This window comes from Metabacillus rhizosphaerae, assembly GCF_037201795.1.
Classification (GTDB): domain Bacteria; phylum Bacillota; class Bacilli; order Bacillales; family Bacillaceae; genus Metabacillus; species Metabacillus rhizosphaerae.
The window spans coordinates 3,768,468-3,782,085 of record NZ_CP147403.1 but is presented as its reverse complement, the minus strand read 5'-3'; the positions used below and the strand labels follow the sequence as shown (position 1 = coordinate 3,782,085).

General features: G+C 33.9%; 10 protein-coding genes and 1 pseudogene. 5 read left to right on the top strand and 6 right to left on the bottom strand.

What is annotated here, in order from left to right; translation table 11 throughout:
• Positions 1–526 precede the first annotated feature (526 nt).
• Positions 527–964: an Rrf2 family transcriptional regulator gene (locus tag WCV66_RS18460; RefSeq protein ID WP_338786452.1), complete on the bottom strand. Its 438-nt coding sequence runs from the start codon at positions 962–964 to the stop codon at positions 527–529.
• 166 nt (positions 965–1,130) lie between these two features.
• Here WCV66_RS18460 and WCV66_RS18455 point away from each other — a divergent pair, with 166 nt between their 5' ends.
• The gene (locus tag WCV66_RS18455) at positions 1,131–1,994 is read left to right on the top strand and encodes an SDR family oxidoreductase (RefSeq protein WP_338786451.1); all 864 of its coding nucleotides are present in this window, start codon (positions 1,131–1,133) and stop codon (positions 1,992–1,994) included.
• Between the two features lie 478 nt (positions 1,995–2,472).
• Here WCV66_RS18455 and WCV66_RS18450 read toward each other — a convergent pair whose 3' ends face one another.
• Positions 2,473–3,087, bottom strand: a complete 615-nt coding sequence (locus WCV66_RS18450) for a DUF2306 domain-containing protein (RefSeq protein WP_338786450.1) — start codon at positions 3,085–3,087, stop codon at positions 2,473–2,475.
• 537 nt (positions 3,088–3,624) lie between these two features.
• Here WCV66_RS18450 and WCV66_RS18445 point away from each other — a divergent pair.
• From WCV66_RS18445 to kynA, 4 genes and pseudogenes are all read left to right on the top strand, one after another.
• Positions 3,625–4,077 (top strand): annotated as a pseudogene (locus tag WCV66_RS18445) (GNAT family N-acetyltransferase).
• Positions 4,078–4,969: 892 nt separating this feature from the next.
• A complete protein-coding gene (kynU, locus tag WCV66_RS18440) occupies positions 4,970–6,250 on the top strand; it encodes a kynureninase (RefSeq protein WP_338786449.1) in 1,281 nt (426 codons plus the stop codon).
• Positions 6,251–6,262: 12 nt separating this feature from the next.
• Positions 6,263–6,916 carry an arylformamidase gene (gene kynB, locus WCV66_RS18435; protein ID WP_338786448.1) on the top strand — a complete coding sequence of 218 codons (654 nt, stop codon included), beginning with the start codon at positions 6,263–6,265 and terminating at the stop codon, positions 6,914–6,916.
• Positions 6,913–7,746, top strand: a complete 834-nt coding sequence (kynA, locus tag WCV66_RS18430; protein ID WP_338786447.1) for a tryptophan 2,3-dioxygenase — start codon at positions 6,913–6,915, stop codon at positions 7,744–7,746. The genes kynB and kynA overlap by 4 nt, the downstream gene beginning before the upstream one ends.
• Before the next feature lie 593 nt (positions 7,747–8,339).
• Here the strand turns inward: kynA and WCV66_RS18425 are convergent.
• The 4 genes from WCV66_RS18425 to WCV66_RS18410 form a co-directional block, all read right to left on the bottom strand.
• Positions 8,340–8,711, bottom strand: a complete 372-nt coding sequence (locus WCV66_RS18425; protein WP_338786446.1) for an rRNA methyltransferase — start codon at positions 8,709–8,711, stop codon at positions 8,340–8,342.
• 26 nt (positions 8,712–8,737) lie between these two features.
• On the bottom strand, positions 8,738–9,520 hold the full coding sequence (locus WCV66_RS18420) for an LAGLIDADG family homing endonuclease (RefSeq protein WP_338786445.1): 783 nt from the start codon (positions 9,518–9,520) through the stop codon (positions 8,738–8,740).
• 106 nt (positions 9,521–9,626) lie between these two features.
• A complete protein-coding gene (xerS, locus tag WCV66_RS18415) occupies positions 9,627–10,661 on the bottom strand; it encodes a tyrosine recombinase XerS (RefSeq protein ID WP_413789596.1) in 1,035 nt (344 codons plus the stop codon).
• Between the two features lie 260 nt (positions 10,662–10,921).
• Complete coding sequence (locus WCV66_RS18410; protein ID WP_338786444.1) at positions 10,922–13,555, bottom strand: family 43 glycosylhydrolase; 2,634 nt, start codon at positions 13,553–13,555, stop codon at positions 10,922–10,924.
• Positions 13,556–13,618: the final 63 nt, after the last annotated feature.

The following is a 13,618-nucleotide window of genomic DNA, read 5'->3' as shown; positions in this document are numbered from 1 at the left end:
AAGGAGAATGATTCTAATTTGGAATCAATCATTTTACCATTTTGTTAAGGGTTATCAATTAGACGTGTAAAGAAATAAAAAATGATATTGATTGAAGGGATACCAATTAGTTTATTGTCGATGGTATCCTTTTTTACTTTGATTTTTTGTGTTTTTAATGTTGCTATAACTAAATGAACAAAAAATTATTTTATGTTGATTAGAGGGTAAATGGGAACTCCTTTATTGAGGGAGTTTAGTTGAAGAAAGAGCAACAGACAATTCTGTGAATATAAAGAATGAATATTATTTATTTAGAGTAGAAAGTGAACATTCAATAAAGGGAGAAACCTGTAATTGTCTATATATCTCTTTTGTATTTGCAGTACAAAGATAATACTTAAAATGACGTCTAAATAGAGCTGGATCCCAAACGGACGAATTTCGGGTTTTCCACTTTCTGCAGTTGCTAAAAATCCGTTTCTTGTCATAAAGGCACCTAGTCTAGGGTGTGTTCAAACTTGACCCTCCTTATAGTTGCATATCCTTATGCCTTCAATTTTCCTTTATCTACAATATCCTTTACTACATCTTCAATCGTAACATTTTCAAGAGCCTTCTCTAGTGCAGTTTGAGCAATCGAAAAATGTATACTAATTGAATCTTGAATATTTCGCCCAACCGGACAATCTGGGTTTGGGTTTTCATGTATGCTAAATAGTTCTTTTTCCTTTACAACATCAACTGCCTTATAAACGTCCAGTAATGTAATATCAGATAAATCTTTAGCTAGTTCCGCCCCTGCAATACCAGGACGTACATTTACCAATCCTGCTTTTTTAAGCATTCCCATAATCTTTCTAATTACGGCTGGATTCGTGTTTACACTCCCCGCTAAAAATTCAGATGTGCTTACTCCAGTTTTATTTATTTCAATAAGAGATAATATATGAATTCCAACAGCAAAACGACTACTTACAGACATTTATTCAACCTCCTTATTAAAAGACTATCGTGTAATTAATTTGATTACAAGTTTATTATATATTAAAAGAGGCTTTTTTAAAAGTTGTTGACAAATCGTTTACATGTAACTACAATAGATACATGTAATAATATTAGTTACATTTAAAAGATTGGAGGAATATACAATGAAATTATTAGTTACAGGAGCAACGGGGAAATTAGGTTCGAAAGTTGTAGAAGCTTTATTAAAAACTCTAGCAGCAGAACAACTGGCTGTAAGTGTTCGCAACCCTGAGAAAGCGGAAGGATTAAGGGCTCGTGGTGTGGATGTTCGTCTGGGAGATTTTGACCGTCCAGAAACATTGGATACTGCTTTTGCAGGTATCGACCGCTTATTAATAATTTCTGCCGATGGGGACAATAAAACAAGAATTCGTCAACATGCCAATGCTGTTGGAGCAGCTGAACGTGCGGGAGTTAAATTTATTGCTTATACAAGTTTAGCAAATGCAACAGAAAGCACAAATATAATGGCCCCTCCTCATGTTGCAACAGAAGCAGCAATAGTTAAAACAGGAATTCCATATTCGTTTTTGCGTAACAATTGGTACTTGGAAAACGAAATTGGTAGCATTCAAGGTGCAATAGCAGGTGCACCATGGGTAACATCTGCCGGAGTAGGTAAAGTAGGATGGGCACTACAACAAGATTACGCGGAAGCTGCAGCAGCAGTTCTTACAGGTAAAGGGCATGAAAATACGGTGTATGAACTTTCTGGTCCTCTTTTAACTCAAGAAGAATTAGTATCTGTTCTTGGTGTTGTATTGAGTAAAGAAATACCTGTACAACAAGTCGATGATGAGAAATATGCCGAAATCATGAAAGGTTTGGGTTTATCTGATTTTGTAATTCCGATTGTAGTTGGTATTCAAGAGAGCATTCGAAACCGATCATTAGAAGTTGAAAGGAATGATTTCGAGAAAATTCTCGGTCGTCCTGTTACGCCGATTAGCGAAGCATTAACCCAAATTCTTAACGGAATTTCTTAAATAAAATAAAATTAGCTCAATTAAAAACCGTCCTTTTCGGGAATTTAACAAGGAACAGAATTTCCACAATGAAGAAACTAACTCGCCAATATACTGGCGAGTTTTGTTTTTATGACAAAACATTTGTAATTCCGTCTTAAAATATTAGAGATAGTATCTCAGAAAGGACTCTTTACCAAAAAGATAATTATTCCGGGGTTTTCATTCATTAAGTTACTTACTCTTTAGAACTAGACAAAGAATAGCAATGGTTAGCGTCTACAAAAAGTACTCAGCAATTCAATTATGAGGGATCAAACTAGATTGAGTGTTGTTTCTAAAAACACTTTTAATTAAGTAATTGGTTGATGTAATGTGATAATTTAATTACGGTATAAATTTGTATCGCACTTTTTTATTGAATTAATGAGGGCGTATCTACAATAAGAAGATACGCTATTTCATAAATAAAGCACTATTAATTTTTATCCATCTTAATTTAAGATAATACTTTCTTTCTTATTATTAATTCTGAAAAAAGTAGGTTAATAATCCAACATAACCAGACTGCTACCATGTAGGAATTTTCATAGGGGAAATTCAGAAGATTATGTGTAATGGCGACAATTATATAAATCGTCATATTTGCAAGTGAAAGAAAGAAACTTCTAATCATCCATTGGCTATGTAAAATCATCTTTCGTCTCTTGATATACAGATAACTAAGGATGGTAGTTACAAGCCATAATGTATCTAAAATAAGAAAACCTATTGTACTAAACCATCCCCCTGTTGCAAAGAGAGAGACGTAAACCCCAGGAATGAAATTTAATACGATTGATAGGACATATATACGGCCATTCCAACGGTGAAAGTTAATAGATTTTACTCGAATTGCTTTAATAAAACCTAGGGAACCAGTTATAAGAGAAACAATGGCCAGTGAGATATGAATACGAATCATAAACACCCATAGGGATTCATTCGTTAGAATTTGATCCTTTCTAGAAATAAACGTTTCAAAAGCTGGATCTACCAAAAAATTCTTTGAAAATGTATGAAATACCCACATGATAGATATGAACACTATGGATATTTTAATAATCCTTTTCATGACATCTTTCCTTCGTTAATTTTTATAAAAATAAATACCGACTATTCATAATAAAGGCAGTAACTACCATTAAAATAAATATTATCCACCAATACCATTTTAACTTTGACATGTTGTCTAATAAAGTTTTTTCTGGGCTTCTGCACAATAATGGATTAATATTTTTAAAAAGGAGCGGCTTGTAGTGAACTTTTTCACATTTACAAAGACTGAATACATGGAAATAGAATGAAGCCAAAACAAAGTTGACCTTGCACATATACTAAAAATTCTATAGAAAACTCAACCCGCAAGCTCAACAGAAGCATATCTCTATAAAAGAAGACTGTTTTGCAGTTCACATTGCCCCCAAATAAAGTGCATTTCTTCAATTAGAGGCAAGGAACAATGAAGAAGCATCCGATAATAGCTTCCTTACCTTAATCAAAAGCGACTCTTCAAAAAGGAAGGATCGCTTTTTTCTACAACTATCGGAGTATTTAGAAGGAAAATTGGTAACATGATAGATATTATAAGGATATCAAAAGGAGATTAATTATGGAATTTAGGAAACTTAACGTAGGTGAAAAACCTCCAATGGAATTGTTGTTATTAGCTGACCCGTCTCAAGATATTGTCGAGGAATATGTCAATAGGGGAGAGTGTTTTGTTGCTGAAAGTGAAATGTAAATTGTTGGAGTATATGTATTACTTCCAACAAGACCTGAGACCGTGGAGTTAGTGAATGTCGCAGTAACAAAAGAGAAACAAGGTAGAGGTATAGGTAAACAATTAGTGTTAGATGCAATACAGGTATCTAGGTCAAAAGGCTATAAAACAATTGAAATTGGTACTGGAAATTCAGGTGTAGGTCAACTTGCTCTTTATCAAAAATGTGGCTTTAGAATTATTGGAGTAGATATGGACTTTTTTATTAAGCATTACACAGAACCAATTTTTGAGAACGGTATTCAGTGCAGAGATATGATACGCTTATCTCAGGATTTATAGCAAAACAAGAATAATCAATTGTTGTGGTAGTATATGTGGTCTATAAAGGAAATCAATTATCGTTAATAGGTTTGTCTTTCACTGATATCCGACTCTAACAAATGTTATATCTGTAGATAAGCCTGGGAATATTGGTTTTTTTACTTTCCACCATTTACGTCTTTTGGACAATTCACTTATTAAAGATATTAACAATGAACTAAAAGTAGCAGGCTGTAGCATTTTGTGATAAGTCTTCAAAAATACAAAAATTGGTAGATGAAACGAGTTGAGTTGACTCGTGCTAAAAGCAGTGTGATTTCTTATTCAGAAACACACTGCTTTTATATTTGCTTTTTGCTATGCAAGTACCTCAAAAGAGAGCGGAATATATACCAATAACGATGTTAAATCGTCTTATGTAGCGGAATTTGACTCAGCAGTTGTATATTCAACAGTTCTTCGACAGCGGTAGGTATTGAATTCAAAACAACTCTCTCAAATAAGATCACAAATTGATCCCATTTAAAAATAATCCAATTCTATATTTTCGTTAGGGGATGATTCCTTTGATCAAAATTGGCATTTGGCATGATGATAGAGGGTACTCCAAAAATACTAGGCCATACATAATCTGGTAGGGATCCGCCAAGACTTGGTTGAATGAGCGGCTTCTTTTATTAAGATTGATGAATAGCTCCGTGACCACTTCTACGATTTTCAAATCAGCAGACGTTCCAGAAGGTTTCACCGAACCGATAAATACTACTTCGACACTAGAATCATATTGTTTAATTTTCTCAAAGATGTCCATAGGATCCTGGTAATCGACAAGGCGAATATCAATTCTAACAGAAGCATCGGGTAAATATAATGAATTTAATAATTCAGAATTTTTTTATGAGGTGAAGAAATGACTGGGGATAAGAATATAAATAAGATTGAATTTGCTAAAAATAAAGATGCTGTGGATCCTTTAGCTCAATACAGAAATGAATTTTATATCGGTGATAAAATTTACTTAGATGGGAATTCACTTGGCCTATTATCAAAGCGAGCAGAACAATCTTTAATGAAAGTTTTTCATTCATGGAAGGAATATGGAATTGATGGATGGATGAAAGGAGATTATCCTTGGTTTGATCTATCACAACAGTTAGGAAAGCAGTTAGCACCATTGGTTGGAGCATATGAAAGCGAGGTAATCGTAACAGGTTCAACAACAGTTAATATCCATCAGCTCATTTCTACATTCTATAAACCTACTACCTCCCGCAACAAAATATTAGCGGATGATGCAACATTTCCATCCGATATTTACGCATTAAAAAGCCAAATTCAACTCAAGAGCTATCATCCAAAAGATGCACTCATTCAGGTGAAAAGCAAAGATGGAATTCTATATGAAGATGAAATTATCGAACATATGACAGATGATATTTCGTTGATCTTTTTACCAAGTGTGCTTTATCGCAGTGGTCAAATTTTAGATATAGAACGCTTGACACAGGAAGCACATAAACGTGGTATTCAAATTGGCTTTGATTTATGCCATTCAATAGGTGCAGTGCCTCATGACTTACATAAATGGGATGTAGACTTTGCAGTATGGTGCAATTATAAGCATATTAATGGAGGACCTGGCGCTGTTGCTGGTTTGTATGTAAACCAAAAATACTTTGGGAAAACACCTGGTATTGCAGGTTGGTTTAGTTCAAGGAAAGAAATACAGTTTGATATGAATCACAACCTTGAAGCAGCTGTTGATGCTGGTGCATATGAGATTGGAACGCCACATGTTTTAAGTATGGCTCCATTAATAGGGGCTTTAGAAATCTTCAATGAAGTTGGAATCAACAACATCCGTAAGAAATCACTTGAAATGACGAATTACTTTATTGAATTAATCGAACTTGAATTAAGTCAATACAAATTTAAGATTGTAAGTCCAATTGAAGAAGAAAAACGAGGTGCCCATATTTTACTAGAACACGCGCAATCAGCTAGTATTTGTAAAGCATTGAAAAGTCATGGAATTATACCAGATTTTAGAGCTCCTAATTTTATTAGACTAGGACCTGTTGCTCTATATAATTCTTTTTACGATATATGGAAAACGGTTAATGTGTTAAAGAAGATTATGGAAGAGGAGCAGTACAAAAATTTTGATAATACAAGAGAAATTATTGCGTAATGAGGTGAAAGGATGACTTCTGAAAAATGGATTGATATTTCTCAGCCACTTAGGGAAGATATAGCTCATTGGCCAGGCGACACGCCTTTTTCATACGAGGTTGTTTTTCGTAAAAGTGAAACGGGATCAGTTAATATTGGGAAAATGGTAACGAGTTTACATACTGGTACACATATTGATGCACCTTTTCACTTTTTGGAAAATGGAACACGTGTAACAGATTTAGACATTAATATTTTTATTGGTCCATGTCTAGTTATTGATGTTTCTCAACATGAACTGATCGATGTTGAGGTATTAAAAAAGTTTGAAATAAAAGGATCAAAACGAATATTGTTAAGAACGTCAGCAAGAAGGGATTTAACTGTGTTTCCCAAAAAAATTCCACTTCTTACTCTAGAAGCAATTGATTATTTGAAAAATCAGGACATTACATTAATTGGAATTGATTTACCTTCCGTCGATCAAATTGACAGTAAGGAACTACCAATCCATCATCGCATCTATAAACATGGGATATATATCCTTGAAAATGTTTTGCTTGATCATATTAAACCAGGTAAGTACGAGTTATCTGCCCTACCTCTTCCAATTGAACATGCGGACGGAAGCCTAGTTAGAGCAGCTGTTAGACCAATATCGAACAAGAATGGAGTGGGAGTATGAAAAAACCAACTGACGACGAAAAAAATATTGAAACGAATTTTAGGGATAAAATGACATATGGTGAATATCTGCAACTTGATTCCATTCTTTCCAGTCAAAAAAGATTATCAGATCATCATGATGAAATGTTATTTATCGTGATTCATCAAGTGAGCGAACTATGGATGAAGTTAATTCTTCATGAAATAACCGCAGCAAAACAAGCCATTTCTGATGGAGACTTACAAGTAAGTTTTAAAAAACTTGCACGTGTGTCACAAATTCAATCACAGATTATCAGAGCATGGGATGTTTTATCAACATTAACTCCATCAGAATATCTTGAGTTCAGAGGTGAACTGGGTAACTCCTCAGGATTTCAATCTTTTCAATATCGTTTAATCGAATTTGCTCTAGGCAACAAAACAGACTATATTTTAAAAATTTATGAGAAAGATTCAAAGCTATCAAAAGAACTTAATGAGGCTTACCAAGAACCAAGTTTGTATGATATTTCGATAAAAGCATTACAACGGGGTGGATTTGAAATCTCAGAGGTTGTACTAAATCGTGATGTTACTCAACCATATCAACATGATCAAAGTGTGCAAGATGCTTGGACAACTGTTTATAAAAATATTGACAAGTACTGGGATTTATATCAACTTGCTGAAAAGCTTGTCGATATTGAAGACAGTTTACAACAATGGCGCTTCCGCCATATGAAGACCGTTGAAAGAATTATTGGATTCAAGATTGGAACAGGTGGCTCTTCTGGTGTCAATTACTTAAAACAAGTTCTTGATCAAAGATTTTTCCCAGAGCTATGGAATTTACGAACAGAATTGTAGGCTAATACAGAAAAGCCTTTAAAAGAGAAGATGAATAAGGTGAATAACATTAGAAGAAGCTCTAGAGGATGTTCCTTCGGTTGTCTAATGACATATAAATGCGCTGCTTCAGATGTTGATTTTGATGGAGGAAAAGTTGTTATCATTGGAGATCCCGCAAAAGATAACATAGCCGTGTAGTTTTTGTTGTTGAATAAAGTGGCAAACAAGGGAGGGGGTTAGATCATCAAATCTGTTGACCGCTTATGATTCAGCAAGGTACAGTAAAAATCTCCTAAAGCTTGTTGAAATACAATTATTCATGACGTCCAAATAGTTGATTATTTGGACGTACCAAGAGATTATATCTCACATACCCAAAACGTATCGAACTGTACCAGAGAGTTAACAGGATGGTGCAGAACATTATCGTCAAGTTGACAATAGCAACTTGACAATAATGATTATTAAAGGAACTAGCCAAAATTCAGTAAATTTTAATTCTGTCTCAATTCCTTGAGTAAACTTAAGATTTGAGATGAAATTTGATTATAATTTTTAACTTCCTAGAATATATATTATGTAGGGGGCGTTGTAATAAACAGAAAAAACCATTACTCTATTCGATGTTTATAGCTGCTATTTTTAATGTTTTCAAAATTAATAAAATCAACACTATATTCAATGACATCATTAATAAATAAATTATGTATCTTAGCAAATTCCTTCACACGAACTAACAATTCATTATCATAAGTAGTTTTAAATTGAACACGGTCCTTAGGTCTTAATTCTTTTCTAAAAGTTATAACTCCTTGTGATAATACAGTTTGTAAACCACTTTCAAGTAAGTAGTTAGGGTGAGTATCATATTCAGAAGCTAAGGTATTTAATTTTTCAATGATGGTTTTACTAATATTTGTTCTGAATTTTACCCTTGTTGGATCTGTAGTTTGAATTAACTTACCATTAACTAATTTCCACATAAATATCCTCCTAATTTAATAAATTACTAATCCGTTAAACGTTGGCTCATAGAATCTTTTTTATATGAATCATATGGTTTAATGGAATCATTATATATAATCTTTGCTAATTCAGGAAGTGTAAATTTCCCTTTAACCCAAACACGGTAAATTGGATTGCCTGCTTGGGTAAATTCTGTAGTAATTTCCGAGCGTAAGTTCCAAGTTTGAAAAACTGATAAAAGTCCTTCAGCAAACTGAATACTACCAGTGGTAATGTTCATCACGTATCCTCTTTTTTGAACCCATCCATCTCCTTCGACTACACCCGCTATAAATGAAGGTAGAAATTCATGAGGGACACTTGGAAAGGGGACTGTTAATGATTTATTTGCATTTATTCCTAGTTTTTCTAGATCAGATTTGATTTCTTTGGAATTAATAATTAATGTTGGTGTTGATCTTGTTTTATAGGTTAATGCTAATACATAATCAGCTTGCATGTAATTTGCAATTAATCGAAGGATATCCTCATTTTTTTGAGAAATAGTAATACTATTAAGTTGTTTGTGAACACAGCCATCTGTAATGAACAAACCCAATACCCAAGCCATCTCATGTGTCCAAACCTTAAAAAAATCTTCGTTTACCTTATGCTTCCGTGGCTGACCCGATGATTGTTCTCTATTCATTTCAACACCATGCTTATAAAGTACATTACGAATAGCTCGATCGGAAAGTCCAATAATTGCTATCATTTCTTTGAATTTCATCCCACTTTTATACATTTGAATTATATTCTCATCCGTAACACCTGGTTTTCTTGGCACTCTATTACCCTCCATTTAGAAATATCCTTTTCTTCTATTGTAAGAACAAATGTTCTGTAAATCAAGAAGAAGAGGGTAATAGAATGAAAGTAATTTTATTTTTACATTAGTCTTTAGGAAAATCCATTCTGTCTACAGCACTCCTTAAATCATCATTCCTAATATGTGTATAGATCATCGTTGTTTGTATCGATGAATGTCCTAATTGTCTTCTTAGTTTAGGTACATCATTAATCTCTGAATGATATCTTGTTGCAAAAGAATGTCTTAATTTATGTACTGATAAGGCCGGTTTCCCGAAAGCAATCGCATATTTTTCGATAAGCTTTTCAATTGAGCGTCCGGTTAGTCGTCTTGATTTTCCTTTAGGTCCCATGGGTGCTGCAACAAATAAAGATTTGTTATTTTTCTCAACACCATACCGATTTCCTCTAATTTTAAGGTATTGTTGTAGGTCATCCATAGCAATTTTACTAAAGAATACATATTGTTCTTTATTTCCTTTTCTTATTACTCGTGCAGAATATTTGCTGAAATCAATATCATCGATATCAAGGTTTACGACCTCTGAAAGTCGAAGACCTGACCCTAAAATTAAAGATACGATCGCTGTATCACGTTCTTGATTTAATTTATAAAAGTTAAGTAATTTCTTATTATCTTTAATGATTTCTCCGTAATCATGTGCAACAAAACGGCGAAATTTTTCATATTCATCACCAAGTAAAATTTTACCTTCCATTTTGTTGGCAGTTGTCTCCATATTTTCATTAAGTTCATTAAATTCAATTTTCGCCATGACATTTCGCTGGATATAAGGCTTTAAATCTCTAGTTTCTGCGATGTTTTGTAGATAATTAAACAGTGATTTTAAGGCTGATAGCTTACGATTAACGGTGATTTCTTTGTTGTTTAATTCGTACTGAAGAGCATACAAAAATCCTTCCACTTGTTGCACAGTCAATTTTTCTAATCTTTCTAATGGAATATCCTTAACTGCACCTGAAAAAAGTTGCTCTGAAATCATCCAGTTAAAAAAGATTTTATAATCATGACAATAATTTAGTAATGAAGCTGCAGAAAGTTTTCTTCGTTTATGATCGATATACTCTTCAACATACCATGGCAATTCCTTGAGCATAGTTTGTAGTTTTTTATAATGTTGTTGCTGAGACTCATTAGCGATAAAATTTCACCTCGAATTCATTTATTCTATGTTTCTATTTTAAATTCTTTAGATTATTACGTCAAATTTATATTTTACGTAATAATCTTTAACATTAATAAACATTACCCTTTTACTAACCTGCTTCGTTAGTACAAAAAAAGTGCATTTATCCATTTTGGATCAACGCACTCATTACTTAGTTTTTAGTATACAACTATTCCTAAAGCTTATTTCTACTGATTGATCCCTTTATTATAAAACTCTTTTATTTCTGTTTCTGAAAGAACCGAGTTATTGTAGATTTTTAATTCGTCTATTAATCCCTTAAAAGGAAGATCCCAGTAATTTACACCTAAACTGAAGACTGCATCCGAATTGGTGAAAACATTCGGAAAGTTTGATCCTGAAAACTTCTTTTCTCCGTTGAGGTAAACGAGAATGTCGCCATTGTTGACAGTGAAAGCAACATGGGTCCATTGATTTGGTTGGATCAACATTCCAGTATTGGCATCATACCATCTGCTATTACCTGACCATACCAATGTATTATTTCCTCCTCCCATTGGAACTAGACTTAACCAGTTGCTCATGTCTCTTGCTCCGAAGAACGTCGTTGTAAATTGTGTTAATTGTTCCGGATTTAACCAAAGAGACACACTATAAGTATGAGTATCAATGAGCCCAATTGGTAAACGGATGCCAGAAGAACCATCGAAAAAGGCAGCCTGACCATCTATCCCCTCACTAAAAGTAATATTCCCGCCCTCGTTGTTTATTCTATTTCCTGTAAAGGTCCCAGTACCAAAATTATCTGTTTGATCACTTACGTTATTATTAAAATTGTAATGTGCCGTTAACTCCCCTAATTTGTTAAAACTTGTCAGAAAATATTCTCCTAAATCTTTTTCAAAAATTTCCACCTTGTATTCTCCGCTGCTAACATTGTTTGAAATAAAATCAAATGTGAATTTCCCATTTTTTTCAGTCGAAGTTTGGGCAATAAATTCTGTTTTATCATTTGGATCTACTATTTTTGTGGTTACCATTCGATCCTTTTGTTTCTTTAAAAACCCTTCTATCGTTACTTCACGAGTTGCCGGGTTAAAGTTAATTTTTACATCTTTTAGTTTAGTAGATTTTTTATCGTTTTGCTTTACTTCCAGCTTAATTGTAGTTGCGATATGTCCGTCTTCTGTAATAGCTGTAATTTCTGAAGTCCCTTTCGATTTAGCATTTATAATGGTCCGAACTTCACCATCTGGTGAAATGTATGGTGAATCTGAAACACTGATTACATTTGGATTAGAAGAGTAGAACTTGACACCTTTAATCAGTGCATGATTAGGAAGTACATTTGCACTTAACATGGTGGTAGATCCCACCTCAAGAATTTTTGATTCAATATCAAGTGTTACACCCGTAACATCGGCTTTTTTCAAACTGAATGTTGCCTTACCTTTCTCCTCTATTAAATCAAGTGAAGATAATCCTAATGAATGGTTTGCCTGTTGAACAATATATAATTTTTCATCATTATAAGCTTGGAAGGATAACCATTTATTATTTCCAATACCTGAAACGGCCTTAAATGTAGCCAGCCCCTTAAAATCCTCAGTACCATTGTTCTTTGCAAGAATCAAATTAGTTCCATCTCTCTTTAAATAATATCCTGGCCTATTTTCAGCCTGAAATGATAAATAACCTTCTCCATTATCAGCCAAGCCTGGAACTATAGACCATTGGAAATTAGTTTGATTATTTACAAGAGAGTTAATGTTGATATTCTGATTGGAATGATATACAAAAGCCTTATCGCTTTCTACTTGTAATAAGTGAGGAATGCCACTTATCCCTGAAGCAGTAGGCTTCATTTTCTTAATTGTACCGTCAGGATTATAATACAATTTTTCAATTGATACGGAGCGACGATAATCTCCCCCAGTAGGCAAGCCAGCTGTATGATAAATGAAATACCATTGTCCTTCATATTCAATAATTGCTGAATGATTGGTTCCCGTTCCTTCTGTTGCATCCATTAACTTTCCTGCAAATGTCCATGGACCCGAAGGACTGTCGCTAATGGCATAACCTATATCCTCTGGCCAATTCATGGCATATGATAGATAATACTTATCATTATATTTGTGTATAAAAGGAGCTTCTGTAAAGGATCCCTGCATATCATTGATCTGAACTTGATGGATTTCACCATCTAGTTCAACCATATTATCTTTTAGCTTTGCATAGTATAAATGCGTGTTTCCCCAGTACAAATATGCTTGTCCATCATCATCTATAAATACAGTTGGATCGATATTATCCCACGGTTCAGTTCCCATTCCCGGTGGGTTATCAGTCATGCTATTGCTAACTAACGGCTTCCCTATTGCATCCTTCCAACCCTTTACAGGATCATCAGAGACAGCTACTCCTATTGAATAACCTCTTTCCCCTTGAGCTGGATTAAATACAGTTGTGTACCAGTAAAACTTACCATCTTTTTCTATGGCTTGTGATGCCCATGCAGTATTTCCGCTCGCCCAATCAAATATGGTTCTGGGTACAGCTCCTTCTAGTGTCCATTTCTTCATATCGGTTGAAGAATAAATATTCCATTCTGGTAAATCATAAAAATTGCTGGTTACTTCTGCATTATCATGACCTACATATAAATACACTTTACTATCGTGTACCAATGCTGCAGGATCGGCACTAAATCTTTCTTTAATTATTGGATTCCCAGTGAATTCTGTAAGTGCTCCAATAGAATCTGAATTACTTTCTTGATTGATGTTACCCTGTCCATTTACTAGGCTGGGTATGTTGAGTAAAAAAACAAAGAAGACTGCTATTAACTTCCTCCACATTTCTTTTCCCCCTCTTCTTTCATTTATTTTATTGGCTTGTCCTCCTTTGATGTTAAAGCGTTT